Source organism: Microcoleus sp. ARI1-B5 (genome assembly GCF_036705795.1).
Classification (GTDB): domain Bacteria; phylum Cyanobacteriota; class Cyanobacteriia; order Cyanobacteriales; family Microcoleaceae; genus Microcoleus.
Window position 1 is genome coordinate 81381 of record NZ_JAUBVK010000008.1, and the last position, 26010, is coordinate 107390.

Annotated in this window: 21 protein-coding genes; 14 read left to right on the forward strand and 7 right to left on the reverse strand. The window is 47.3% G+C overall.

Features of this window, described 5'->3' with window-relative positions:
• Positions 1 to 101 precede the first annotated feature (101 nt).
• The 3 genes from QUB63_RS14825 to QUB63_RS14835 all read right to left on the reverse strand — a co-directional run bounded on the left by QUB63_RS14825 (position 102) and on the right by QUB63_RS14835 (position 3158).
• Positions 102 to 803 (reverse strand): cyanoexosortase B system-associated protein, encoded by a 702-nt coding sequence (locus tag QUB63_RS14825; protein WP_332946018.1) that lies wholly within the window; start codon positions 801 to 803, stop codon positions 102 to 104.
• Positions 804 to 811: 8 nt separating this feature from the next.
• Positions 812 to 1687 (reverse strand): cyanoexosortase B, encoded by an 876-nt coding sequence (gene crtB / locus QUB63_RS14830; RefSeq protein ID WP_332946019.1) that lies wholly within the window; start codon positions 1685 to 1687, stop codon positions 812 to 814.
• A 331-nt stretch (positions 1688 to 2018) separates the two neighbouring features.
• Complete coding sequence (locus QUB63_RS14835; protein ID WP_332946020.1) at positions 2019 to 3158, reverse strand: DegT/DnrJ/EryC1/StrS family aminotransferase; 1140 nt, start codon at positions 3156 to 3158, stop codon at positions 2019 to 2021.
• 239 nt (positions 3159 to 3397) lie between these two features.
• On the opposite strand from QUB63_RS14835, the gene QUB63_RS14840 reads away from it, so the two are divergent.
• Positions 3398 to 4435, forward strand: coding sequence for an NADP(H)-dependent aldo-keto reductase (locus QUB63_RS14840; RefSeq protein WP_332946021.1), 1038 nt, complete (start codon positions 3398 to 3400; stop codon positions 4433 to 4435).
• 503 nt (positions 4436 to 4938) lie between these two features.
• On the opposite strand, the gene QUB63_RS14845 is transcribed toward QUB63_RS14840, so the two are convergent.
• A complete protein-coding gene (locus QUB63_RS14845) occupies positions 4939 to 5418 on the reverse strand; it encodes a helix-turn-helix domain-containing protein (protein ID WP_332946022.1) in 480 nt (159 codons plus the stop codon).
• A gap of 364 nt (positions 5419 to 5782) precedes the next feature.
• Here QUB63_RS14845 and QUB63_RS14850 point away from each other — a divergent pair, with 364 nt between their 5' ends.
• The 4 genes from QUB63_RS14850 to QUB63_RS14865 all read left to right on the forward strand — a co-directional run bounded on the left by QUB63_RS14850 (position 5783) and on the right by QUB63_RS14865 (position 7627).
• Entirely contained in the window at positions 5783 to 6037 is a 255-nt protein-coding gene (locus QUB63_RS14850; RefSeq protein ID WP_293342357.1) for a hypothetical protein, read from the forward strand.
• A gap of 113 nt (positions 6038 to 6150) precedes the next feature.
• A complete protein-coding gene (locus tag QUB63_RS14855; protein ID WP_332946023.1) occupies positions 6151 to 6477 on the forward strand; it encodes a hypothetical protein in 327 nt (108 codons plus the stop codon).
• Between the two features lie 111 nt (positions 6478 to 6588).
• Positions 6589 to 7266, forward strand: coding sequence for a DUF433 domain-containing protein (locus tag QUB63_RS14860; RefSeq protein WP_332946024.1), 678 nt, complete (start codon positions 6589 to 6591; stop codon positions 7264 to 7266).
• The gene (locus tag QUB63_RS14865) at positions 7250 to 7627 is read left to right on the forward strand and encodes a type II toxin-antitoxin system PemK/MazF family toxin (protein ID WP_332946025.1); all 378 of its coding nucleotides are present in this window, start codon (positions 7250 to 7252) and stop codon (positions 7625 to 7627) included. Before QUB63_RS14860 ends, QUB63_RS14865 begins: the two co-directional genes overlap by 17 nt.
• 39 nt (positions 7628 to 7666) lie before the next feature.
• Here the strand turns inward: QUB63_RS14865 and QUB63_RS14870 are convergent, their stop codons facing one another.
• Together QUB63_RS14870 and uvrB are read right to left on the reverse strand one after the other, a co-directional pair.
• Positions 7667 to 8089: a DUF2281 domain-containing protein gene (locus QUB63_RS14870; RefSeq protein ID WP_332946026.1), complete on the reverse strand. Its 423-nt coding sequence runs from the start codon at positions 8087 to 8089 to the stop codon at positions 7667 to 7669.
• Positions 8090 to 8157: 68 nt separating this feature from the next.
• Positions 8158 to 10170: an excinuclease ABC subunit UvrB gene (uvrB, locus tag QUB63_RS14875; protein WP_332946027.1), complete on the reverse strand. Its 2013-nt coding sequence runs from the start codon at positions 10168 to 10170 to the stop codon at positions 8158 to 8160.
• A gap of 172 nt (positions 10171 to 10342) precedes the next feature.
• Here uvrB and QUB63_RS14880 point away from each other — a divergent pair, with 172 nt between their 5' ends.
• Positions 10343 to 10816 carry a hypothetical protein gene (locus QUB63_RS14880; protein ID WP_332946028.1) on the forward strand — a complete coding sequence of 158 codons (474 nt, stop codon included), beginning with the start codon at positions 10343 to 10345 and terminating at the stop codon, positions 10814 to 10816.
• A 443-nt stretch (positions 10817 to 11259) separates the two neighbouring features.
• Positions 11260 to 11952 carry a histidine phosphatase family protein gene (locus QUB63_RS14885; protein ID WP_332946029.1) on the forward strand — a complete coding sequence of 231 codons (693 nt, stop codon included), beginning with the start codon at positions 11260 to 11262 and terminating at the stop codon, positions 11950 to 11952.
• A gap of 682 nt (positions 11953 to 12634) precedes the next feature.
• Here QUB63_RS14885 and urtA read toward each other — a convergent pair.
• Positions 12635 to 15511, reverse strand: a complete 2877-nt coding sequence (urtA, locus tag QUB63_RS14890) for an urea ABC transporter substrate-binding protein (RefSeq protein ID WP_332946030.1) — start codon at positions 15509 to 15511, stop codon at positions 12635 to 12637.
• Positions 15512 to 16078: 567 nt separating this feature from the next.
• Between urtA and QUB63_RS14895 the strand changes: the two genes are divergently transcribed.
• The 7 genes from QUB63_RS14895 (at position 16079) to QUB63_RS14925 (ending at position 25746) form a co-directional block, all read left to right on the forward strand.
• On the forward strand, positions 16079 to 17185 hold the full coding sequence (locus tag QUB63_RS14895) for an RNA-guided endonuclease InsQ/TnpB family protein (protein WP_332946151.1): 1107 nt from the start codon (positions 16079 to 16081) through the stop codon (positions 17183 to 17185).
• Positions 17186 to 17321: 136 nt separating this feature from the next.
• Entirely contained in the window at positions 17322 to 17528 is a 207-nt protein-coding gene (locus tag QUB63_RS14900; RefSeq protein ID WP_332946031.1) for a hypothetical protein, read from the forward strand.
• A gap of 504 nt (positions 17529 to 18032) precedes the next feature.
• Positions 18033 to 18215 carry a CsbD family protein gene (locus QUB63_RS14905; protein WP_332946032.1) on the forward strand — a complete coding sequence of 61 codons (183 nt, stop codon included), beginning with the start codon at positions 18033 to 18035 and terminating at the stop codon, positions 18213 to 18215.
• 77 nt (positions 18216 to 18292) lie between these two features.
• Entirely contained in the window at positions 18293 to 18736 is a 444-nt protein-coding gene (locus QUB63_RS14910) for a hypothetical protein (RefSeq protein WP_332946033.1), read from the forward strand.
• Positions 18737 to 18852: 116 nt separating this feature from the next.
• Positions 18853 to 19365: a hypothetical protein gene (locus tag QUB63_RS14915; RefSeq protein ID WP_332946034.1), complete on the forward strand. Its 513-nt coding sequence runs from the start codon at positions 18853 to 18855 to the stop codon at positions 19363 to 19365.
• 337 nt (positions 19366 to 19702) lie between these two features.
• Entirely contained in the window at positions 19703 to 20485 is a 783-nt protein-coding gene (locus QUB63_RS14920) for a DsbA family protein (protein ID WP_332946035.1), read from the forward strand.
• Positions 20486 to 21144: 659 nt separating this feature from the next.
• Positions 21145 to 25746: a DUF4347 domain-containing protein gene (locus QUB63_RS14925; protein WP_332946036.1), complete on the forward strand. Its 4602-nt coding sequence runs from the start codon at positions 21145 to 21147 to the stop codon at positions 25744 to 25746.
• Positions 25747 to 26010: the final 264 nt, after the last annotated feature.

Sequence of the window (26010 nt, forward strand, 5' to 3'; positions counted from 1 at the left end):
GAAGCGATTTCAACATCCCTATTTATACTATTTATACCTCTCATTGAAATGAGCCCAACCTTCAACTCTACCCGCACACAAATTTGTTAAAAACTCTCTTATCAGAAAGTTTCTGCCATTAATTGAGCCTGAACAGTTTCGCCGAGAGATTGCAGCAGCGGTTCAACTATCTTAATCTCGCCCCCGGGTAGGATGGGAACGATGATACTGACAGCAACCCAAGAGGCGCGGCGGTTCGACAGCCTCGCAATGCTGTCTTCCCAAAACCAGCGGCTGGTTGCTGGAGAACCGCCGTTAGGCCAAGCGTACCACTGCACGACAGCAAAAGTTTGTTGGGGAGTCCAGCTTCGGAAAAACCGGGCCTCGACGGTAGGCGGCGGGTTGTCGGATATTTTTGCTAATTTAACTGTAAACCTCAAAGTGCGATGAGAATCTGTTTGCCACCGATGAAATCCATCAATATCTAGCCATTCTACTTGCGGCTGGTTTTTGGGGTCATTTTGAGGCATTAGCAATAAAATGGCAATTGTTTGATGATTTTTAATTTCTTCAACTAACCACCTGTGACCGCCAATTAGGACGTTATTCTGAACGCGGATCACCTGCCAGCCGGGAAGTGTCATCCCGTGTTGGCGCAAACTTTTCAATTGCTTGACGTTTGCAACTGGTGGCGGGTTTGTCCAAGGCCACCTTCCCGTCGCGTAGCCGGGAATTGCTACTGCCGCAACCAATACCACCAAAAACACCAGTACCACAATTTTAGATAATTCGTGCCGCCGCAGTAGTTTCCGTGCTGAAATCATTTGTTTCACTAATTGTCAGGCCCGCTTGGGAAATACTTTTCCATCCCGTTGAGGAGAAGTACCAATAAGCCTAGTATACAAGCAGAATACAAGTCTCCACCCCATCCGGCGTGCAGCCAAGTAAAAAGGTTCTCTCTCTCGGTTCCGTGAAAGTAAGTCAGAAAAGTGTTGCGGAGAATGTTGGAAGTGATGCTAATTATAGATGTACTCGCTAAAAACAAAATGCTTCTTTTGTGGGAACTCCAAACTCCCGTCCAATCCAGCAGAATTAAGCTGACATAAAGACTGGTAAACAGCATTTTTAAGCCGGCACAGTGGGGGGCAACTTCGACAATGCGATCGTTTACGTACAGATAAATTTCCTCCACTCTCACGTTGAGACCAACCTTAATTAATATCAAGCCTGATGTTTTAGCAATGAAGTGCTGCAACGGCAATGCGTAGGGTTCAATGAGGTAAGGAATGTGGTTGGGAGAGGCCAAAAATACGAATAAAAGCGGCATTCCCTGCAATTTCAATCCGGGAATTCCTTTTAAACACAAGCAAATGCCAGCCAGCATTACTGGCAGGGATAAATTTACTAAATCGCTTAAGCGACTTAGATAAAAAAGCGTCGCTAGTAGCAGCAAAAAGCTTCCCAAAGGATGCGGCGAGTTGGGCAAGCGCAGCCAGCACTTTCGGTTTGTCCAAGCAATATAAGCCGCGTAGGGCAAACCAATTAGTCCGTGGCTGAAATATTCGTGTTCGATGCTGATGTTTTTGTTGAACCAGCCGTCGTACCAGTGTACTACTAGGGGGGCGTAAAGCAGCACTAGGAGTACCATGATACCTTCCCCCAGGAGGTATCGCTTGAGAACAATCCGAATTCTACGCTGGATGTGCATGGTTTGAGAAGTTTTGAGATTGCCGCGCGAGGGCTCGCAACGCGAAAGCGGTTTTTAACTGTGAGTTAAGGATGTGTTAATTCCGGACTCCAACGCTTTGAGAACTCCACCTTATGGCTTGCAAGACTCTCAGCATAACTTTTATAAACAATTAAGTAAATCCACTTAATTAAAGGTAAAATACCGATCGCTAAACAGTTTGCTGCGTATGTCTTCTTCCGTCTTGAGTATTGCGTCTTCCTTCAGTATTGCGTCTTCCTTGAGTCAACTCTTCCTTCTGTCAACTGTCTAGCGGTCCCAGGTCAACTGTCAACTGTCTAGCGGTCCCAGGTCAACTGTCAAACGATCGCGCGATCGCCCGTACAACCTGCTCGATCTGAGTATTGCTCAATCCGGGATACATTGGCAATGATAAAATCTGTTCGCACAGGGTTTCTGCGCGGGGAAAGTCGCCGCGATTGCCTAAGTTTTGGTAGGCGGGTTGCAGGTGACAAGGTACGGGATAGTGGATGCCTGTTTGAATCCCGTCTTGGGTGAGTTTTTCTTGAAGGGAGTTGCGGGCGATCGGGCTTTTCTCAGTAATTTGGATAACATAGAGGTGATAAATGTGACCGCTCCCGCTGTGGTTGGCGATCGGTACAATGCCTTGGCGTTTCAGGGGTTCTAGTAGAGTATTGTAGTGTTGGGCGGCCGAGTTGCGATCGCGATTCCATTTTTCTAAGTAAGGCAATTTCACATTGAGCACGGCGGCTTGCAAATTGTCGAGACGGCTGTTTGTACCGATGTCGGTGTGTAAATATTTACTGGGTGCTCCGTAATTGCGGAGAGTTCGCATTTTTTCTGCGATTTCTGCATCGTTAGTAATTAACATCCCGCCGTCGCCAAAAGAACCGAGGTTTTTGCTGGGATAAAAGCTGAATGCTGCTGCTTTCCCAATGGATCCCGCGCGGTATCCTTCTCTTTCGGCTAAGTGCGCTTGGGCGGCATCTTCAAATACGATCAAATTGTGGCGGTTCGCAAAATCTAAAAGCTGCCCGGGCGATACCATTTGACCGTATAAATGCACCGGAATAATTCCTTTAGTTTTCGAGGTAATAGCGGTTTCGGCTGCTGTGAGGTCAATCAGGGCGGTGTCAGGGTCGCAATCTACGATAATAGGTGTAGCCTTGGCTTGAATCACCCCAATTATGGTGGCGATAAAGGTGTTGGCTGGTAAAATAACCTCGTCCCCTGGATGGATACCGCAAGCTTGGAGTCCGAGGGCGATCGCATCTGTTCCGCAAGCCACTCCTACGCCGTATTTTACTCCAGAAGCTGCGGCAAATGCTGTTTCAAATTCTGTCAGTGCTTCACCTAAAATAAAGTCTCCTCGCTCAATAATTTTTCCCATTACTTGTTCTATTTGGGATTTAATTGGTTGGTGTTGCAGGGAGAGGTTGACAAACGGAACTTTTTGTGGGTAGAAACTCATAAATAATCTGGCTAGCAATTATTTATATTAACATTAAATTTTTCTAATGTAGGATTCGCAATGAGTACATTGCTACGAGCATCAAATTTGCTTATAATTATGAAGAAATAATTTTAACCGCAGAGAACACAGAGAGCGCAGAGGAATTAAGAGAGAAAGCCGATCGCACTTTTCTGGAGTTGTCAAATAAATGAAATTTTTTCGGTAATATAGAATCAGATAATTTTACCATCAAATTCATGGAATACAAAAAACTCGGCGACAGCGATTTATTAGTATCTGAAATCTGTTTGGGTACGATGACTTACGGCCAGCAGAATACCGTTGCAGAAGCGGCTCAACAGCTCGATTTTGCGATCGGTCGAGGCATCAACTTTATCGATACGGCAGAAATGTATCCTGTCCCCGGAAAGCCGGAAACTCAGGGAAAAACCGAGGAATATATCGGCGAATGGTTGGCGCGACAGCAGCGGGATAAAGTCATTATAGCGACTAAGGTGGCGGGGAGAAGCACTCGATTAAAGTGGATTCGCGAAGGGAAAAATCAGATCGATCGCCCAAATGTCGAAAAAGCCCTGAATGACAGCCTGAAGCGCTTGCAAACTGACTACATCGACCTCTATCAGATCCACTGGCCAGACCGCTACGTGCCCTTATTTGGCGCGCCGGATTACGACATCGCCCAAGAGCACGAAACTGTACCGATTTTGGAACAGTTAGAGGTATTTGCTGATTTAATTAAAGCTGGGAAAATCCGCTATTTAGGTTTGAGTAACGAGACGCCTTGGGGAGTTTGCGAGTTTTGCGAATTAGCAGAAAAACACGGCTTACCGAAAGTTGTTTCGATTCAGAATGCTTTCAGTTTGAGCAATCGGACTTTTCACATGAATTTGGCAGAAACTTGCCGGTTTAAAAATGTGGGATTGATGGCTTACAGTCCTTTGGGTTTCGGAATTTTAACGGGTAAATACCTGAAGGGAATACCGGAAAATTCGCGGCTGGCTTTGTTCGCAGGATTCGGTCAGCGTTACGATAAAACTAATCTGAACGATGCTGTGAAAGCCTATGTTGAGATTGCGCGATCGCACGGTTTGAGTCCGGCGCAGATGGCTTTGGCTTATGTGCGATCGCGCTGGTTTGTCACGAGCACAATTATCGGTGGAACAAGTCTCGAACAGCTTGAGGAAAATCTCGGTAGTTTGGAGGTGAATTTGGATAAGGAGATTGTAGCAGAAATCAATTCTGTGCACGCTAAGTATCCGAATCCGACACCGTAAGATATCTCGGCGGTTGAAACCGCGTCTATACACACAAAGTCCGGATGGTGCGCGGACTAAGAGATAGAGGGGAAATTTAACCCGAATTTGGTATTAGTAGGTTGGGTTGAGGTAACAAAACCCAACTTACCACTGGCTGGGAAAAGGTTTTTGAATGCGATCGCGCTCAAGTATTAGATGCGCTGAGAGGTTTTCTTGAGGAAGTGATGCAGCTAGCTGTAGATAAAGGTTACATCACGCTGGAAGAGAAGGAGGAGTTTATTAGTCCGGCTTTTGCTAGCAGTACGGATGCTGGGGTATTGAGTAAGTAGTTGGTTTTGGTGGTGTTTTGGGCGATGGCACCTAACTCTTAATTTATCCCCTCACATTTACCCCTAATTTTTATCCTTAAACTAAGGGTGTTAAGGACGATCGCACGTAACTCTTAATTTATCCTACGAATATTTTAACCGCAGATGATGTACGGGTGTCCCGCCCGTACCACGGTTTAGCTTGTTTGCATTTTACTCTTCTTCTGAGTCCTCAACTTTAGACTCTTTGGCTTTCTGTCTAATCTGCTTGAGTTCTTCTTTTGGCTTCCAGTTGCTTTTGGGAGTTAGCCTGTACACGTCAGTACGTCCCCTACGCTGCTCCTTCAGTATTAAACCCGCATCACAAAGAGTTTTTAGGGCATATTGGGCTTTTCTGACGCTCATATAACAGATTTCTGCTGTTTTCTTCAGTTTAGCGAAACACTGACCGTTAAGTTTCCCCCCAGTCCTGCGAACTACATGGGCATAGAGTCGGAATTCATAAGGATCTAAACCGTACTCGTCGAGGTCTGAATGTACAACTGGCAAGGGTTGTAAGTCATTTTTAGAATTTTTATTTGTGGGGTGAACAGGTTGTTGAACTAAGTCATTAATTTCTTTGATTAGCGACTCATCCAAGTCTTCCTCGTCATTTTGGTGATTTTTATCGCTCAACATATGTTTTAAGTGCATAAGCACAGGTGCATCAACTGCATATCATAGCATATGCAGTTGATGCGTAAATGATATGCAGTTGATGCGTAAGCCCTGGTATTTATTTATGTGTTATTTTTTTAAGTTGTTATCAAGGTATTCATTGATAAGTTATTACATTTGCGGTCATGCACTTAATTTTGCTGCCTACTTCTGCACGTAATGTTGTCAACTCAGCTCAGAGGTGCTATATTTTTAAAATAGAAAACAAAACGCCCTCAAACTGGCCGGTCTGAGGACGCTCTAATTTTTTCTATTTTTCGTAATGTCGAATCTTAGAGTGGCTGAGTTCGTATGCACAGCCCACTCTAAAAATCTTGTTGTTTTTTACACACTTAAGGAAATGATAACACAAAATCCGCTGTTGTTACTAGACCAACTGTCTAAGCACCCTCGTGGTTTGGAGCTAGCTTATCTGGTATATCAGCTCCATCAAGACGGTCAAATGCAGACACAGCCAAAGTCTGGCCTTGTTGCGATCGCCTTGAACCTAGCCAAACGTCAAGGTATAAAAGACAGACCATACTTCAAAGGTATGGCTAATGACGAGATTCGCGGGTGGATTGCTCAGCACTCTCCCAAGCCGGAAATTAACTAAGAACAAAATAGCCTATACAGCAGCCAGTCAGCTTACTGGCTGGCTTAGCTGTATCTAATCTACTTGTTGCAATGGCGAATATCAATCCACCCAACACTTAGTCAAAGAAGCTAATGGCTAACATCCTAATTTCTGAAAATAGACAGCTCACTGAGCAACTTAAAATAGCACACTCTACTCAAGCAAACTTGATCCGCATTCTGCTTGAAGAAATAGAAGCAAAGGACAAAACTATCGAATTGCTTCAAATAGAGAATCAACAAAAATGCAATGAAAAGTTTGAACTGCAACAAAAGTTGGATGACTCAGAACATGAAAAGCTTGAACTACAGTACAAGGTAGATTCATTGGAAGATCGGAACCTTGAACTGCAACAACTAGCAAATCCCTGTTCGCCAGATTGTCTTTCGATTGAAGACTCTTTTTACGAGAAATATTAAACAGGGATGTAGGTAAATTCATCAAAAGGTCGATCGCCCTTTCCATCCAAAAAATAGGATAATGGTAAAGGGCGATCGCACTTCACCCTAAAATCTTTCTCAACTAAACCCATGAGTACAATTCGCTTACAACTAGCCGAATACTTAAAATGTCGAGGTTTCACCCCCGAAAACTTAGTCGAAGCTGTGGGCGAAACACTCAATCCTGAAACCGTATACCAACTGATAGAAAAAGCCGAAAACCTCAACCACCTGGACTTATCCGTCCTAGCCGCCATTATAGATGGCTTGAGCAAACTCAATGGTTTTCCAGTCGGCATCGGAGAAGTCCTAATGTTTTTTCCTGACATTTCCGAGGAAGCATTGGCAAAATCGCCTTGGCGCCAACTTTACCTCGTCGATAATGAAATTCCCCCCTATGATTGGGGAGATGTAGACCCCCTCGAAGGAACAAAGCCTGTACGTTTTATTCCGGGAGTTGGAATGGTAATTCTCGACAATGAAAGTGCAACGAGTAGCAAAGAAGATATCCAGCAATTTACTAGAATTACCTCCGATTCAGAATTCATGGCGGGAAAACCTTGCATTCGCCACCTACCCATAACTGTTGAAAATATCATCTCCATGATGGCATCTCGTTCGACAGAACAAATACGCCAAACTTATCCAGAACTTGAAGAAGCAGACTTTAAAGAAGTTATCGCCTATGCTAAATGGCGGATTCAAGAACCAAACCCGATCGACATTGGCAATAAAAAGGTAGAGAAAATTTGTGAGTCAGCTACCTAATTTTTTGCAGGTGAGGGCTGTGGTGCTAGTTAACTTCCCGGCTCAACTTCCCCCCGGTCGCGAACAGGAAAACACTCGACCTGCGGTAGTTGTAGCTTTGCCAAATGTCACAGGGATAACGCGGTTTTCGTTGGTAATAGTTGTTCCCTTGACGACACAACAAGGAGATTGGGCGACAAGAAACTCCATGCTATATCCGCAGCTTCAGGCGGGAATGGGAAACCTACGCTATGACTCTACGGTGTTGCTGGATCAATTACGCGCTGTGGACATAAAGCGTATTTTGGGCTACCGAGGAGATTTAACTCCTGAAGAGTATCAGCCGATCGCAAATGGACTAAAAGCGATGTTTGGCTTTTAAATTATCCCTTCATTACCTAAACGTTTATCGCGCAGATGCTTAATACGATTCCCTACGGGATAGCTTCGCTTCACGCACTTTTTGCTGTTTTTCCTGCAAAAACTCGGCAAAGTCGCAGACTTCAGCCACTAACTCGTCAGATAAATTATCCAAAACAGACTGTAAACGCTCTCGAAATCCCATCATTTCGCTGACAGATTTTACTAATTGCAACTGATGCGGATAAACTGTTTCAACACCTATCGTTTCCATAAATGCCCCCGGTTCATCCTGAGTTGCAGGCACAAAATCCCCGCCAACTTCTGCTTTCACCCATCCCCCAAATAATTCTACTAAATAAGCTTCACCCTTCTTGAAAACCTCAACAATTGTCCCGGCTGTTTGTGGCGGTGCAATCTCGCCATCAGCGAGGGCGACTGCTTCGGTTAAAGTCACTGCATCCAATAATTGAAATTTGCTCATTTATGTCTCGCATAATTCTTGTGGAGCAGGCATCTTGCCTGCTCAAGACTCTGCTTTTCATCAGAAGTCTAATGTCCCAATAGCTTATCCCGCAAATGCTTGATCCGATCGCGCAACTTACCAGCCTCCTCAAACTCCAACTTCTTAGCCGCCGCCTTCATCTGCGTCTCCAAGCGCCCGATTAACTGAGGAATCTCGTCTAAAGATAACTCATCCACCTGTTCGTAAACCTCCTCCAACTGCTGGGAGTTCAGCTTGCGCGACACATCCAAAAATGCCAAAATTGCATTGCTCGAGCGCTTTTTCGCGATCGGCTGCGGAGTAATCCCGTGCATCTTATTGTACGCTAGCTGAATCCCCCGGCGCCGATCCGTTTCGTCGATCGCCTTAACCATGCTATCAGTCAAATTATCCGCGTACAAAATAGCCTGTCCCTGCACGTGGCGCGCCGCCCGCCCAATTGTTTGAATCAAAGAACGTTCCGATCGCAAAAACCCCTCCTTATCCGCATCCAAAATCACCACCAGCGACACTTCCGGCAAATCCAAACCTTCCCGCAGCAAGTTGACGCCAATCAACACATCAAACTTACCATCCTGCAAATCTTGGATAATTTCGATGCGTTGAATCGACTGAATTTCCGAGTGCAAATACCGGACTCTAATCGCCCTTTCTTGCAAATATTCCGTTAAATCTTCCGCCATCCGCTTCGTCAAAGTCGTCACCAAAACGCGCTCGTCCCGAGTAACTCTCTCCTTAATTTCCCCCAACAAATCGTCAATTTGTCCTTCCGTCGGGCGCACGAAGATTGCCGGATCTACTACTCCCGTAGGGCGAATTACTTGCTCGGCAACTCTGCCTTCAGATACTTCCATTTCCCAATTACCAGGCGTAGCAGAAACAAAGATGCACTGATTCTCTTTTGCCCAGAATTCCTCTGCTTTCAAAGGGCGGTTATCAGCGGCGCTGGGCAATCGAAAACCGTGTTCGATCAATACTTTTTTGCGCGCTTGGTCGCCGTTGTACATTCCCCGAATTTGCGGCACTGTGACGTGGGATTCATCTACTACCAACATCCAATCTTTCGGAAAATAATCAATCAAACATTCTGGCGGTTCCCCGGCATTTCTGCCTGCCAAATGCCGCGAATAATTCTCGACTCCGTTGCAGTATCCCACCTCGCGCAGCATTTCCAAATCGTAGCGGGTGCGCTGTTCTAGCCGCTGCGCTTCTAATAGTTTTCCTTCTTTTTCAAATTCTGCCAGCCTGTCTTCTAATTCGAGTTCTATTCCTTGACAAGCTGCCTCTAATTTATCATCAGCAGTCACAAAGTGGCGCGCTGGATAAATATTTAAAGCGGTGGTACTTTGGATGATTTTACCTGTTACGGGGTCAACGTAGCGAATGGCATCGATTTGGTCGCCGAAGAATTCGACGCGAATAATTCGATCTTCGTAGGCGGGGCCGATTTCCACGACATCGCCTTTGACGCGAAATTTGCCTCTGCCTAAATCTAGGTCGTTGCGGCTGTATTGGACGTTGACTAAATCTCGCAATATTTGCCGCTGGTTGACTTCCATTCCTACTTGCAAAGGAATAGAAGCTTTCAGGTATTCTGCGGGCATTCCCAAACCGTAGATGCAGCTAATTGAAGCTACGACAATTACGTCGCGGCGTTCAAAGAGCGATCGCGTAGCCGAGTGTCGCAGCATATCGATCTCGTCGTTAATTGCGGCCGTCTTCTCAATGAAAGTATCGCTGACGGCGATGTATGCTTCAGGTTGGTAGTAGTCGTAATAACTGACAAAGTATTCAACTGCATTGTTGGGGAAAAAATTTCGCAGTTCGTTGCACAGTTGAGCTGCCAGGGTTTTGTTGTGTGCTAAGACTAAGGTTGGCTTGCCGATTTTTTCTATCGCCGAGGCAATGGTGAAGGTTTTGCCCGTACCTGTGGCGCCGAGTAAGGTTTGAAATCGATCGCCCGCTTGGATGCCTTTGACGAGTTGCTCGATCGCTAGCGGTTGGTCGCCCGTGGGATCGAAGGGCGCTTGCAATTGAAAAGATGCTGCCGCAGTTACCATAGGAAAATGTCGCTATTACCGATAAATCTTAACAAAAATGCAGAGATTCTGCAATTGCGTTAAGAAAATAGTTAAACTTTATAATATTATTTTAATTATCGGCCGCAATAGAAAGCAGAAAGCCCAGAAAAACAGTTGTCCGAACCCAGCAATCAGCAAGGAAAAAAAAATTATGGCTATCACACCCAAAGATAAAGTCAAGGCGAGCGCCCGCGGCAGCAAAGGCACTACCAAGGCCCTACCACCCGCCAGCGAAGCCAAATCAGCGGGCATTCAACTTTATCAGCCGCAACTCCTGCATGACAACCGCCCCGTCGGCCCAAACGATTTTACCATCAGCGAGACAGTCTCGATCTCGGGGAATCGCCCGATCGGCACCAGCACCCTGCACATCAGCGAAACCTACGGCACTGTAGGCAATCGCCCGATCGAAGCCAGCGACTTAGAAGTGGTTGGGACAATGGGAAATCGCCCGATCGGCTCCAGCGCGATCCAAGTCAGCGAAATGTTCAGTATGTCCGGTGCGCGCCCAGTTGCCATGAGCACTCTGCACATTGACGAAGTTTACTCCACAATGGGAGGAAACCGGCCAATTGCTTCAAACGAAATTGACGATAGCTCAACATTAATGGGCTTCTTAGATTAATTAGTCATTAGTCATTAGTTATTAGTTTTTCGCTATTAACTAATGGCTAATGAAACATTTTTAGAGAAGTTATTGACGAAGGCGAGCGAGCAATTGAACCGTTTAAAGTGATTTATTTAACCCTACCAATTTTAACAATCGGCGTTGCTGATTTATGGTACGAACAACTCAATCGGCAAAAAATGAAACAAGCGCTTCATGGAGCATCTCAATGAAAGCAGCCAAGCCCAAAATTGGAGTTAGGAGCCAGGAGGAAAGAGTAAGAAGGAAAGAGTAAGAAGGAAGAAGAAAGAAGGAAGGAGCCAGAAGAAGTGTTTTTACAAATATGAGATGCTCCCGCGCTTCAGAACATCTTCGGAATTTCCCACTTATCTATTTTCATCCCGTGATTCAGCAACACCCTAGAAGTGATTTTTACCCTAAATGAGAGGCAATATCAAACCGTGTCCATTTGGATTATTCGTCATGGTCAAAGTCAATCCAATGCAGGGTTGGCAACTATTGGACCCCATGAAAATGCCTTAAGTGAATTGGGCGACCGACAATCAAGATGTATTCCAACCGCCGTTAAACAAACTCCCGACTTGATTGTGACTTCACCTTATCTAAGAACACAACTCACTGCTCAACCATTGATTGAACAATTTCCACATACACCCGTTGAGGTGTGGCAAGTTCAGGAATTTACCTATCTGGGCCTACAGCTCGACCAACCAACCACAACCCAGGCTACCAAAGCTCTGAGCAAAGCTTACTGGGACCGCTGCGACCCTGAATATGTCGATGGAACCAACGCTGAATCGTTGGTTCAACTGATGGAACGAGTCCGAACTGCGCTGAACCAGTTACAACAACAATCCGGTTTTGTAGTTGTCTTTTCACATGGATTTTTTATCAAAGCAATGCTGTGGCAGATTTTGGCTAACCCAACGGTAATTGATGCCGTTGCGATGAATCGGCTTTTGGGATTTTCGCGAGGCTTTCCAGTACCGAATGCGTCAATTTTGCAGATGGAATTTGATTCAGGTGGGATAGCTCATTGGAGTTCCTTCATCACAAATCATCTGCCACCAGAGCTAGAATCGGTAGCACCCGATGCAACTGTGGCGAGTGATGCAGGCGATCGACCCTCGTAACCTACCTTCACTGGAACAATGCCCCAACCAACGCCAGAGTGGCGTTGCTGATTTATGGTATGAACGACTCAATCTGCAAAAAATGAAATAAGCGCGTCAGAACATCTTCGGAATTTCCAACTGATCTATTTTCATACCGTGATTCAGCAACGCCTAACAATCCTTTCGGCATTGTTAAATACATCAACAGGGTCAGGAAAAGCACGAGCGAAAAAGCGCTGCAAATCTCTATTCCTAATGTGGTCACAGGTTAGCCAAAGAATTTGAACTCGCTGCCAAAGTTAACTACTCAATCCAAAAAATCTCTCTTTTTAGTTACAACAACAGTATCTGAGCCGTTGGCAGGAGAGCGATTAAATATTAATTAAAAGATTTTTGGTAAGTGGTAACAGTTATAGCAGAAGACCTTCCGCAGAAAACTATCCCAGGAAGAATTTCAACAATTAATAACGTCCTCAGCGTCTTCTCGGTTGATATAACTGTTAAGAGTTCACAACATTTAACAGTTCATCTTTCACATTTCCGAGTTCAAGGGCTAATGACTACTGATATCGTTTCCGGTGGCATCGGTATTGTTTAAATGTCTAAACAGTCAGTTCCGAAAGCATAATTTTAGTCAACAGCCAACAGTTAACAGTCAACAATATCTTGCTCGTGCAACCAGAATAGATATGACTAATAACTACTTCTCGATCCGCTGATATTTACTCAGTAAAGCAGCAAAGCGCTTGTAATCCAAAGGCTTCCTCAAATACTCCGCCGCTCCCAATTCCAAACCCTGATTTGGGTCGTCCAAAAAAGTCAACATAATCACCGGAATCTCAGCCAAATCCGGATCGGCTTTCAACGCCGACAGCACCGCCCAGCCGTCCATGCTCGGCATCATCACGTCCAGAGTAATTGCATCCGGTAGCGACTCCTTAGCTAACTCAAGCCCTGCCTCACCGCTAGCCGACGAGAGCACCCGAAATCCCTGTTTTGACAAGCAGCGGGCAATCAAATCCCGCGAGTCCGGATCGTCGTCAATCACCAGCACAGTCGCAGCATCGGGCAGCTCCAGCGGTTGCGATCGCACTTCTTGCAAACCTGTTTCTTCCTGTACTCGATCGCCCTCAACTTCTTTCTCGGTTTTAACCGCAACCGGCAAACGAATCGTAAAACTAGAACCGCAATCGAACTCGCTCTCAACCGTAATATCCCCGCCCATCATCTGGCAAAACTTCCGGCTAATTGTCAGCCCCAAACCGGTGCCGCCGTACCTGCGATTAGTGGAATTGTCCGCTTGAGCGAAAGCTCCGAACAGCCTCGACACCTGAGCGTCAGTCATCCCGATGCCCGTATCGCTGACTTGAAACACGATCGCAGGATTTTGACACCGAGAGCCAATTGCCGAGATTTCCTCAGAATTGTCCGCCGGCAAAACTTCCCCTTCTTCCTTCCAAACATTAATTGTAATTTTGCCTCGCTCGGTAAACTTAGCAGCATTGCTTGCCAAATTCAACAGCACTTGCCGCAGCTTCGAGGAATCAGAGTATATCGTGCCAATATTGGGATCGCAATTGACGCTCAAAGTGTTGCCATTTTTCCCCACCAGCGGTTGAACTGTAGTCACAACCTGCTCGACCAAATTCAACACCTCAAAAGTCTCCAAGAAAAGAGTCATCTTTCCTGCTTCAATTTTAGAAATATCCAGGATGTCACTAATAATGTTGAGCAACTGCTTGCCGGCCATATTAATGCTGGCCAAATCCATCACAAACTCTTCTTCGCCGAGTTCGATCGCCTCTTCTTGCAGCAGCTCGCTGTAGCCAATAATCGCATTTAAGGGCGTCCGCAATTCGTGAGTCATATCTGCCAAAAAAGTGCTTTTCGCCCTGTTAGCAGCTTCCGCAGCGTTCTTAGCAACTTCCAATTCGCGCGATCGCTCCTCTAGCTGTCGCTGCCGCACCTCCAAACCTTTGAGCAAACTGCTAATTTGCTGAGCCATTGTATTGAGAGTAGAAGATAGCACTCCGATCGCATCATTAGACACCACAGGCGATCGAGCCGTCAAATCACCGCTCGCCATCATTTGGGCAGTTTCCCGGAGCAAACCCAAATTGCGAATTATCGCCGACACCGACACACAAGCGACTATACCTGCGATCGAACTCAAAGCCAAAGCCCCCATCAGCCAACTTTGAGTGCGGCTCGCCACAAAGAGAGTTTGCTGCACCAGCACCTCCATTGCTGCCTCGGGAACCCCAGTCGCCGGACCCGAGGCAGCCTCTATTGCCAGCAAATAGTTCTTCATCTCCACAGCACCCATCCACCCCACTCCCACCGCCATCCAAGTTATCAGTACCAAGATGACAAACAGCCCGATCAAAGAAGCCCGAGTTCCCACAGAAATCTGCCTCGGAGCCAGTGCAGCCGCCCAAGGATAGGTTTTGAGAAAAGGATCGGGCTGCACCGGTGCGCCCGAATTCCAAATCTCCTCAATTTGACCGTCCGATCGCACCTTGCCAATCCGCACTGTTTTCCAGGTATGCTGCGTTTGAGCATCTATTTTTACCTTGCCCGAGGGCGCTGCAAACTCCATATTTTTAGCAGCCGCCCTGACTTTAACCACATCAATCGAACCGGCTTTTTCTACTGCTTGCTTCCACAGATAAACGCCCAAATAAGCCGCTTCGATCGGGTCATCGGTCACGCGGTTTTCCCCGTATTTAGCTTTATAAGCCTTGACAAATTTCCGATTTTCTGGTGTATCCACCGTTTGAAAATAGTTCCAAACCACCAAATGTCCGGCAATATTTTCAGGCCCGATCGCCCGCACCTCCTCTTCTGCTACGCTGACCGACATCACGGGCAAATCCTCGGGTTTCAAGCCAGCTTCCCGCAGGTGAAGGAAAAAAGCCACATTGCTGTCGCCGTTGAGAGTGTTGAGAATCGCATCCGGTTTCACTGCTAAAATATGTGCGATCGCCTCGCCCACATCCCTCGAACCCAGCGGCAGATAAACTTCCCCCGCCAACTCTCCCCCGAGTGCCGCCAGTTGAGCTTTCACAATCAAATTTGCCGTCCGGGGAAAAATATAATCAGAACCCAACAGGAAAATTTTCCGCGAACCCCGTGCCAGCAAGTAATTCACCCCTGGCACAATCTGTTGGTTCGGGGCCGCACCAGTGTAGAAAATATTCGGACACTGTTCTAGCCCTTCATACTGCACCGGATAAAACAGCAACCCGTTGCTCTGCTCAAAAGCCGGCAGTACAGCCTTGCGGCTCGCCGAAGTCCAACAGCCAAATACCACCGCCACCTGCGATTCTAGGAGCAATTGCTTAGCTTTTTGAGCAAAAGTCTGCAAATCGCTGGCTCCATCTTCTATAACCGCTTTCAATGGGCGTCCGAGCACTCCTCCGGCCGCGTTAATTTCCTCAACAGCCAACAGCGTCGCATCTTTAACAGAAATTTCGCTGATGGACATCGTGCCCGTCAGCGAATGCAACACGCCGATTTCGATCGGCTCACGAGTCGGGCCGGCTGCTTCGAGGGGGTTACTGCTCCTTGCTCCCATAGGGTTTTAGATAATTTTTACTAATAACAGAAATTTTAGTTCGAGCCTGCGGTTCGTTAGCCTTGAGGCTAACTCTGGTTTAGCAGATTATTTCAGGCGATGCCACAAAACTTGGCAATTGCTGCACCCTGTTGATTTTAACGGTCAAACGTCCCTGCATTGACTTAATTCTGCACTAACCTGTCACCGATATTTCTCTCTCGATCTTTTACGGAGGTCGAAACAGCCTCATCAAACAAGCAGCAGAACCCACTTATGCGATCGTGCCACAGAAAAATTCTCCCCTCCCCCGCTCTGGCACGCTCTCCTCCCTCCCCTCTCGGGCCAACTCATTCACCGCCTAGCCTGGCGAGTCACCAAGCAATCTCACCGAAAAACGGGCGGGAAGCCCCTGGCTTTAGACATGGTTCGGAACGCTGCTGCGGTTTTAACCGCCTTGAATCTTCCGAATTCTCGGTCATTTGTTGTACGATCAGACATATATCACTTGTGAGTTTTTCTGAATCGTGGAACAAGTCTTAACGCTAGGAAAGCAAGCTTCAACCGACTCAAACGCAAGCCATCAAGATTGATGCGCTTCTTCAGGCGTTTGCGGATGGCTGCAACTACGCCAATCAGACCGTTAAGCCATCGATCAACAGCAAAACCACCATCCAGTCTCAGACCTATCAAGATTTGCGTTCTCAGTTCAAATTGAGCGCCAATCAAGCTGTTAGAGTCTGTGCCCGAGTGGGAGCCAATCGCAAAACGGCAAAGCTTAAAGGCAAGCCTTTTAAAGCTTTTGCTCCATCTAGCGCTGACTGCGATGCCCGGATCTTCTCTTTTAAAGAAAAGAACTGGAAAGTTAGCTTGACGCTGATTGAGTGCCGTGAACACATCAAATTGGATGCAGGCAAGTACCAGCGTGGCAAACTCAAAGGCAGAGTGCCAACTAGCGCCCAACTGTGCAAGCACCGCGACGGACAGTATTACATCCACATTCAGCTCAAAGACGAAACGCCAGAGCCTATCCACTCGGATCAAGTGATTGGCGTTGACTTGGGGCGTAGGGATATCGCAGTGACGAGCAAAGGAGAGAAATGGGACGGTAAACCGATTCAAAAAGTGAGAGACAGGTACGCCAAGGCAAGAGAGTCTATCCAGCGCCAAAGCACGAAAGGCACACGCAGTTCTAGACGCAGATGTAGAGAGCTGTTGAAACGGCTGTCGGGCAAGGAGAGACGTTATCAGGCTTGGCTCAACCACAACATCAGCAAGTCCATCATTGTCGATGCCAAAATCAACAGCGCTATGGTGGCGATTGAAAACTTGACAGGCATTCGGGAGCGCACCAATCAACAGCCACGCAATAAGATGGAACGGAGGCGCAGCAATAGCTGGGCGTTCTACCAGTTGCGGTATTTCCTGGAATACAAGGGTTTGAAATACGGCGTTGAGGTCGTTGCAATTGGGCCTGCCTACAGGTCGCAAACCTGCCACTGCTGCAACCACATCGGGTCCAGAAGTGACAAAGTTTTCAAGTGTGGTAACTGCAATTGGCATGTGGACGCTGATTTGAATGGTGCAATGAATATTGCCAAGATTGGAGCGGTTGTAAGCCTGCTTCGAGGTTCGGAGTTGCTTAGTTGTCAACTCCAGGGCTACAGAAAGCCCCCGGCTTCAGCCGCGGGGTAGCTTACGCACTCTTCCCCAGCCCCTATCTCCCTTCAGGCAGAGGCCACTCTCCGTGATTTCCCTTACGATCGATCTAAGGTTAATTTTTAAGTAGCCTTGTTGAAAATAAATTTTGCAAACAATAGGGTGAAGACTAATGAATATTGAAGAAAACTCGACCCCCACTGTCAGCGACAATGAAGTCACGCTACCAAAATCAAGGGAAAAATTGCTGAGCGAGGAAACAGAAAAAGCCCTCGGCCAGCAGAAACAAGAAAAGGCTCAAACTCTGCGCGCTGTCGAACAGTTAAAAGAAGAACTTCAGCACAAAATAGATGAAGAATGTCACCACAAGGTAGATTAAAACTAATACCGTTTTTTTGAGAGTGTGGGTAAGATGCGGTCTTCCCACACTCTCTTTTTGAAGGAAGAAGGAAGAAGGAAGAAGGAAGAAGGAAGAAGGAAGAATGAAGAAGGAAGAATGAAGAAGGAAGAATGAAGAAGGAAGAATGAAGAAGGAAGAATGAAGAAGGAAGAATTAAAGATAAATTTATAATTTGAAAGTGTTTTTGGTTGAAAAAAGCAGTCCAGGGCGCACGGGTGGCTGTACACCGAGTTTTTTCTCCGAAACACTTCGTTGCAACTAGCAGCTTAGGTCAAAAAACGGTAAGCATGAAAGTCCCAGTCTATCCTCGACTAAAACAGAACTTTTCCTTATTCCCTATTCCTAACCTCCGTTAAATTAGTCAAACCTCTTCCCTTAGACTTCTTCCTTGTTTCTTCCTACAGGCAGAGTGCAAGCCAGCTCATTGTTACCTATGATGAGTTTAAGTAAAAAGTCAAATTAGATACAGAAAGGGAGAAAGCCATGAGCACAGAAGATAGAGCCAAAGCAACTGGCAACAACATCGCAGGCGCTGCTCAAGAAGCCCTAGGTAATATTACTGGCGACCCGAAGGATAAAGCAGAAGGCAAAGCCAAGCAGGCAAAAGCTGAAGCTGGTCACGCGATCGAAGATGTAAAAGATGAGATCAAAAAGAAACTAGACTGAGCCTAATACTAATTGAGAGGGTCTAGAAACCAGGCCCTTTCAATGATTCAAATTGTTTTGATAACGGAGGAAAAAAAGTGAGTTTATTGCAGCAGAGTCGCAAAATAATTGCTGGTTTACTCTTGGTTTTAATGCTCGCTGTTACTACTGCCTGCGCCCCCAGCGTTTCTGCCCAAAAACCGACTAATGCACCTGTAGCAATTGGCGGCAGTCAGGGTTACTACGCGCAGCTAGAACGCGGCAATACCGCCGCAGGTCAAGATTTTGGTCAATGGGTAACAAAGACGGCTCAGGGTCTGGTTCAGGATGCTTACGTGCGCGACAATAACAAATTGGGAGTTGTAATTACCCCGAAAGTCCGCCCTACTGAAGTGAAAGATTTGGCGAAATCTTTAGCCCAAGGCTTTCACCGCAATTTCCCAAATCAGGATGTAAGTGTTTTGGTTTATGCTCCTGACAAAAAACTGATTTTGACGGCTAAGTACGACCAGCAATCAAATCAGATTGAATACAAGTCTTAACCAGGTTGGAAAGCGGAAATTATAGCCGCGCGACGCTTTAATCTTCCGCAGTTTTTTGAAGGCGAAGCAATCTCAATTTGAGACTGAACTGTTGTGTAGATTGGAAAATAATTACCATGAGTAGCAGCGATAATTACAAGCGACAAATTCTGAGCGATTTGGCTCAGGGCGATCGAGAAATGATGCCTGAGACAAGCGGTGAAGAGTACGAAAATTTTGACGATTTTGCTCAGAGAACTTCTCCGGATCAGCGCAAACAATTATTCGGGCGTTCTTTGAATCACGACTCCCTCCCGCCGGCACAGTTGGAACCGGAACTGCAAAAGGCGATCGCCCAAATTAAGCCAAACGAACGGGACGACGTGGCCCGGGAGTTCTTCAAGCAGTTGGACAAGAGAGGATTGAACGATCGCCAGTTGGAAAAGCAGCTAGGACTTTCTACTCACCACGCGAGCCGCATGACTGCTGACGATGTTACCAAGCTGGCCTCGTTTACCTATCACAATCACCCGGATATTTTCCGAGAAGTGCTGGCAGAACAGCCGAGTTTGATGAAGTTTTTGGGCAATCCAGTTGTTGCGGGTATTTTGGGAATAGTTGCTGCTAAATGGCTCAACAGCCGCAAATAATCGAGGAAGGACTGAAGTCCGAACGATCAAACTTTTACAGATTGTTTGATCGTTCGGACTTTACTCCTGAAATTTTTATGATGACTCAATTTCTCACTACAAACTCCTTGATACAATATCATACTAAATCCCGAGAGTTTAAAAAATATTAATTATTCCGCTGGTGGCTGTTCGGGTGAGTAAAACCCACTGCCAATTACCCACTCCGAATTTGCGATCGCCAATTACTAATTATTGCTCAGATATAAAAATAGCTGCACAGCACTAAACTGCGGTACACCTGACACTCCGCAAAATTAAATGTAGGATTAAGTGTTGCCGTGAATCAGAAAAAAAGATGAACATATCCACTATTTGGCGAAAACTCCGCAGCCAGCAAGCCTTCTGCTTGGCTGCACTGCTTGTGGGTTGCCTTGTATTTATCGGTTGTTCCCCCGCCCAGTCAGCGGGTGGCAATTCAGTCGATCCCAAGTTGAAAGAGCAAGTCTTGCAGGTGATCCGCGAAAACCCGCAAGCAATTTTAGATTCGGTACAAGCATACCAGCAACAGCAGCAGCAGTCTCTCAAAGCAGCGCAGGAGTCATTTTTGCAGTCCATGAAAACAAATCCCAAATCGGCGATCGGGGATTCTCCCAGCACGGGTTCGGCTTCGCAGCAGATTGTACTTTTAGAATTCTCTGACTTTCAATGTCCGTTTTGCGCGCGCGCTCACGATACCGTCAAGCAGTTTATGGCAAAACACCAGGACAAAGTTACTTTAGCTTACAAGCATTTTCCCTTGACTTCAATTCACCCTCAAGCCCTGCCAGCAGCTAAAGCAGCTTGGGCAGCCCAACAGCAGGGAAAATTCTGGGAATATTACAGCGCTTTGTTTGAAGGGCAGAAACAGTTAGGCGAGGAATTTTACGGATCGATCGCCCAAAAGCTCAATCTCAAATTAGATAAATTCAACAGCGATCGCAACAGCCCCGCCGCCGAAGCAGCCATTCAGAAAGACGTGCAACTCGCCCAACAACTGGGAATCGAAGGCACTCCATTCTTTATTCTGAACGGCAAAACTTTCTCCGGTGCGATCGAGCTTTCTGAGATGGAAAAGATTCTCGCGAGTGTCTCCAAATAACTGGGAAATAGACAGGATAAACTAAGTTTTTCTGTCTTTTTAACTTTCTAGTTGCAATTTCAAGTTGGAGTCATTAAAGATGCGTTCCCAGGCTAAAGTCTGGGAACAATCAAAATTTAATAGATAGTCACTGCGAGTAAATGCTCCTTAAAAAAGAAAGGTACGTTGTTGCGATGAAAGCGCTCTTTTACATATACAAAGAGCGCTTTCATCGCAACAACGTACCTAAAGCGGGAAAATATGGCCTGTCTATGGAACTTTACATTCTGTTACACATTCTGATTTATTTGCCCCTACCTACTTACAGCTATATTTACTCACAATTTTTTACGATTGGGAACAAATTTGCTTTATGATTTGTCTTAGGGAACTTTAAGAGGTCTGGACGCACTAACACCCTAATTAGGTCGTCATTCTGATTCCCGATCGCGAGCGTTGCGATCGCGAATAATCTCTAACTCTTGCAACACAATCGAAGGTGCGTGCAGCACTGTTTGAGTTGCTCATAACTTAATAAGCATATCTTGCCTTTTACCCGCTTTCTCAGACATAGCTAGTAGGTTCAAATGATTATTTGTCTGTACTGATTTGAATCTTTTAGGCAAGAAAATCGCCACTTGTGAAAGCCATTTTCATTGCATCTACGAGGCCAAATTATCATGCAAAAAATTACAGAAATAGTTTTCATCGATCCAACAGTCGAAGATTACCAAAGCCTTGCACAAAGCGCCGGACCAAGGAAAAAGACATTTATACTCGATCGCGCTGGGGATGGAGTCGAGCAAATTACACAGTTACTAGCTAGCTACAGGGATATTTCAGCAGTTCACATTGTTTCTCACGGCGGGCCTGGAAGTTTGCAACTCGGGGCAATTGAGATAAATTCCAGTAACCTAGACGGCTGGGCCGATCGACTCGGGCAATGGAAAAAAGCGTTAACTTCCAACGCCGATCTCCTGTTGTACGGCTGCAACGCGGCGGCAGAAATCCCCTCATCTGTAGCCGGACTCTCATTTCTGCAACGCCTCAATCAACTCACAGGTGCAAACATCGCCGCTTCCAAAAACCTGACAGGGAGTGCTGCATTAGGCGGTGACTGGGATTTAGAAGTAACAATTGGCTGTGTTGAGACACAAGTGGCATTTAGTCAAAAGGCGATCGCAGCTTACAGCCACGTTTTAGCGACTTTCACCGTCAGCAACACCAACGACTCCGGCGCCAACTCGCTGCGAGATGCCATTACCAAAGCCAATGCTACTCCAGGCCCAGATATTATTGACCTGACTGGCATTACTGGCACGATTACCCTGGTGGCGGCGCTGCCGGCAATTAATGAAAGCGCCAGTCTGAACGGCCCTGGGGCAGCCAACTTGACAGTCAGCGGTAACAGCGCAGTACAGATACTGAGCACTAATAACGGCCCTGTTAGCATTTCTAACCTCACCTTTGCTAACGCTAATACCCTTGGTGGCGGTGGTGCCATTAATAACGCTTCCGGCGTCACCCTCAACCTCACTAAGGTTAACTTCTCCAGCAACACCGCTGGGCTCGGCGGTGCGCTGTTCAACAACGGCGGCACAGTAACAATAACGGGTTCCAACTTTACTGCCAATACAGTCAACGGTTCTGGTGGCGGCGCGATCAGGCAGGGAGGCGGTGTTGTAAGCATTGTTGACAGCATTTTCACCGAAAACACGGCGACGGCAGCTAGCCAAGGTGGCGGTGCGATCTTGATCGACGGTGGTTCATTAAACATTACTGGCAGCACCTTTGCTGGGAATAGTTCTCAAAACACCGATGGTGGGGGCGCTATCTACCACAGAGGCGGCAGCGAACTCTTGAGCATTGTCAACAGCACTTTCACTAACAACATTTCGCTGGCTGATGGCGGTGCGATCAGGAATGACGCCCAACCGTTGAGTGTCACCAGCAGTACGTTTAATGGCAATCGGGCCGCACAAAACGGCGGCGGGATCGTCAACACCGGCGCGGCAACCATTACCAGCAGCACGTTCAATGGTAACCAGGCCGCACAAAACGGCGGCGGCATCGCCAACACCGGTGCAGCAACCATTACTAACAGCACGTTTTCTGCTAACACCGCAGCCCAATTTGGCGCGCTCAGAAATGGCGGCACCCTGGATCTCAGAAGCAGCACTCTGACTCTCAATAGCGCCACGAATCAAGGTGGCGGGATTTTCAACACGTTGACGGCAAATATCCGCAACACCATTATTGCTGGGAACACGGCTCCTTTAAACCCTGATGTAGACGGCACATTTACGAGTGAGGGCAATAACTTAATTGGCAACGCCGCTGGTGGTACTGGCTTCACAAACGGCGTTAATGGCGATCGAGTAGGCACTGCTGGCACTCCTATAAATCCGAATCTCGGAGCACTGGCAAATAACGACGGCCCCACGCAAACTCACCTGCCGAATGCAGGTAGTCTTGCTATTGACACGGGCAATAGCGCGATCGCACCTGCTACAGATCAGCGTAACTTACCCCGACCTTCTGGCAGCAGTGCTGACATCGGCGCGGTTGAATTACAGCAGCAAACTGTCAGCATCACCGCGACTGATAGTTCAGCTACTGAAAATCCGATCGATACAGGCACTTTCCGCATCAGCCGTAACGATCCGACAGCCGGTAATTTGACGGTGAATCTCGCGATCGATCCCAGCAGCACTGCGGTTGCTGCCGACTACACCCTCAGCAGTGCCTTTCCCGTCACTATTCCCACCGGGCAGAGCTTTGTGGATGTGATTCTGACTCCGGTTGATGACACAATACCGGAGTTGGCCGAGACGCTGCGGCTGAACTTGGCAAATGGAAATTATGCGATCGCACCTGCCAGCAACAATGCTACGGTGACAATTGCAGCCAATGACTCGATTGCTTATGCGATCGCACTTGCAAATCCAGCCACAGGTTCCCTCACAGAAGGGAATTCCGGCACCAAACAAGTCAGTTTCACCGTCACCCGCAGCGGCGGCACGGCGGTAGCAAGTAAAGTAGATTATGCGATCGCAGGCACTGCGACTAACGGCGCAGACTACAATAACATCAATGCTGCGGGGTCTACCACTGCCACAGGGACGATCGCCTTTGCAGCTAACGAAACTTCTAAAACTATCTCGCTTGATGTCTTGGGCGAAACCCTAGTTGAACCTGACGAGAGAATTAGCGTCACCCTCAGCAACCCGAATTTGACGGCAGCGCCGGAAAGCTCTACTGTTACTGCTAACACTGCGACTGTTACCATTACCAATGATGACAGCTCTAGTATCTCGATCGGCGATGTAACTGTTACCGAGGGCAATACTGGTACTGTTAGCGCCAACTTTACCGTCTCCCTCTCAGCAGCTTCTAGCCTTCCTGTCACCGTCAATTACGCTACGTCAGACGGCACTGCTAACACTGCTGATAGCGATTACGCGACGGCAACAGGAAGCCTCACCTTCAATGCAGGAGAAACCACCAAAACCATTACTGTTGCTGTCAACGGCGATTCTAAGTTTGAAGCTGACGAAACATTCAATGTCAACCTCACCACTCCGGTTAATGCGACTATTGCTAAAGTAACGGGCATTGGTACGATCGCGAATGACGACTTGCAGTCACCAGCGCCAACTCCTGCACCAACGCCAACTCCTGCACCAACGCCAACTCCTGAGCCCACTCCCACTCCCACTCCAACTCCTGCACCAACTCCAACTCCTGAGCCCACTCCAACTCCGACTCCAACTCCTGCACCAACACCAACTTCAACTCCAACTCCAACTCCGACTCCGACTCCAACGCCGACTCCGACTCCGACGCCAACTCCGACTCCAACTCCGACTCCGACTCCGACTCCAACGCCAACTCCGACTCCGACTCCGACTCCAACGCCAACTCCAACTCCGACTCCAACTCCAACACCAACTCCAACTCCAACACCAACTCCAACTCCAACACCAACTCCAACACCAACTCCAACACCAACTCCAACACCAACTCCAACACCAACTCCAACACCAACTCCAACGCCAACTCCGACTCCAACGCCAACTCCGACTCCAACGCCAACGCCAACTCCAACGCCAACTCCGACTCCAACGCCAACGCCAACTCCAACTCCGACTCCAACGCCAGAATTTCAAGACGAAGATGGCATTTGCCAGCAGATAACCTTCCCCAGCCTGACTGCTATTCGCGGCCCCAACCAAACAAATAACAACATCAACGGTACAGAAAGCAACGACATTCTGCTGGGCTCCATTCGCAATGAAAATATCAACGGCTTAGGCGGTAACGAGTTGCTCGTTGGCTTCGCTGGCGATGACAATATTTATGGCGGAATTAGCAGCGATGTCCCGGTTGGCCCCGGTAAAGATGACGATCGCATTTTTGGCAATGAAGGCGATGATTACCTCAATGGCCTTGCTGGGGATGATTTAATCTTTGCGGGCAAGAACAATGATGTTATTTACGGTGGGAAAGATGACGACATCTTTTTTGGAGACAAGGACAGCGATACTTTAATTGGCGATGAGGGCAGCGATACTTTATACGGCGGCACTCTTAACTCTTTAGACATCGATTCTACAGGTCGCGATTTGCTATTTGGTCTCAATGGCGATGATTATTTGAACGGGCAAGAACTCGCAGATTCCCTTTCTGGCGGTGAGGGCAATGATACTGTGCGCGGTGGCAAAGAGGATGATTTAGCCTTGGGAGAATTGGGCAACGATTTGTTGTTTGGCGATGAGGGCAGCGATACTCTCTGTGGCGGCGACGGGGATGATACTGTGTACGGGGATATTGGCAGCCTTTTGCCGATCGGCTCTGCGGGCGGCCAAGACCAAATCTGTGGCGGTTTGGGCAACGATTTGCTGTTTGGCAATGAAGGTCAGGATACTGTCTGCGGGGATGCTGGGAACGATACTCTTGACGGCGGTAAGGATGAGGACAGTTTGCTCGGCGGTGCTGGGGACGATCGGCTGTTTGGAGATGAGGGGAATGATACTCTGATTGGAGGTACTGGGAGCGATCGATTTATTTTAGGTGTTGGCCTCGGCACCGAGACTATTTTAGACTTTCAAGATGGCACCGATGCGATCGGCTTGATTGGTGGTTTAAGCTTTTCGCAACTGAGCATTGCTGCAGACAATAATTCTACTGCGATCCGAGTTACCAGTTCGGGTCAACTTTTAGCAACTCTCACCAATGTGTCAGCGGGGCTGATTAATATTGCCGATTTTGCAGCGATCTAAATATAGCAGTTGACAGTTGACTGTTGACTGTTGACAGTTACAAGGTACCGGAATCAAACCGTTTATGCTATAGGGTTCTGGGCTCTATTCATCAGGTTATTTATGTCCGTGCCCGATGTGGCGGTGCGTCGCTACTGAATCATTATCAATAGCCAGAATTGTCGGTGGCGACGCAGCCTACTTTCATACTTTTACAGTCCGCAAAAGCGGACTTCAGTCCGCATAATGCTGCGGACTGAAGTCCGCTTTTGCGGACCAATCTTA

Bases quoted from the DNA above. Each gene is read 5' to 3' on its own strand.
- QUB63_RS14825 (WP_332946018.1), bottom strand. From the start codon at position 803: ATGATTTCAGCACGGAAACTACTGCGGCGGCACGAATTATCTAAAATT.
- crtB (WP_332946019.1), bottom strand. From the start codon at position 1,687: ATGCACATCCAGCGTAGAATTCGGATTGTTCTCAAGCGATACCTCCTG.
- QUB63_RS14835 (WP_332946020.1), bottom strand. From the start codon at position 3,158: ATGAGTTTCTACCCACAAAAAGTTCCGTTTGTCAACCTCTCCCTGCAA.
- QUB63_RS14840 (WP_332946021.1), top strand. From the start codon at position 3,398: ATGGAATACAAAAAACTCGGCGACAGCGATTTATTAGTATCTGAAATC.
- QUB63_RS14845 (WP_332946022.1), bottom strand. From the start codon at position 5,418: ATGCACTTAAAACATATGTTGAGCGATAAAAATCACCAAAATGACGAG.
- QUB63_RS14850 (WP_293342357.1), top strand. From the start codon at position 5,783: ATGATAACACAAAATCCGCTGTTGTTACTAGACCAACTGTCTAAGCAC.
- QUB63_RS14855 (WP_332946023.1), top strand. From the start codon at position 6,151: ATGGCTAACATCCTAATTTCTGAAAATAGACAGCTCACTGAGCAACTT.
- QUB63_RS14860 (WP_332946024.1), top strand. From the start codon at position 6,589: ATGAGTACAATTCGCTTACAACTAGCCGAATACTTAAAATGTCGAGGT.
- QUB63_RS14870 (WP_332946026.1), bottom strand. From the start codon at position 8,089: ATGAGCAAATTTCAATTATTGGATGCAGTGACTTTAACCGAAGCAGTC.
- uvrB (WP_332946027.1), bottom strand. From the start codon at position 10,170: ATGGTAACTGCGGCAGCATCTTTTCAATTGCAAGCGCCCTTCGATCCC.
- QUB63_RS14880 (WP_332946028.1), top strand. From the start codon at position 10,343: ATGGCTATCACACCCAAAGATAAAGTCAAGGCGAGCGCCCGCGGCAGC.
- urtA (WP_332946030.1), bottom strand. From the start codon at position 15,511: ATGGGAGCAAGGAGCAGTAACCCCCTCGAAGCAGCCGGCCCGACTCGT.
- QUB63_RS14900 (WP_332946031.1), top strand. From the start codon at position 17,322: ATGAATATTGAAGAAAACTCGACCCCCACTGTCAGCGACAATGAAGTC.
- QUB63_RS14905 (WP_332946032.1), top strand. From the start codon at position 18,033: ATGAGCACAGAAGATAGAGCCAAAGCAACTGGCAACAACATCGCAGGC.
- QUB63_RS14915 (WP_332946034.1), top strand. From the start codon at position 18,853: ATGAGTAGCAGCGATAATTACAAGCGACAAATTCTGAGCGATTTGGCT.
- QUB63_RS14920 (WP_332946035.1), top strand. From the start codon at position 19,703: ATGAACATATCCACTATTTGGCGAAAACTCCGCAGCCAGCAAGCCTTC.
- QUB63_RS14925 (WP_332946036.1), top strand. From the start codon at position 21,145: ATGCAAAAAATTACAGAAATAGTTTTCATCGATCCAACAGTCGAAGAT.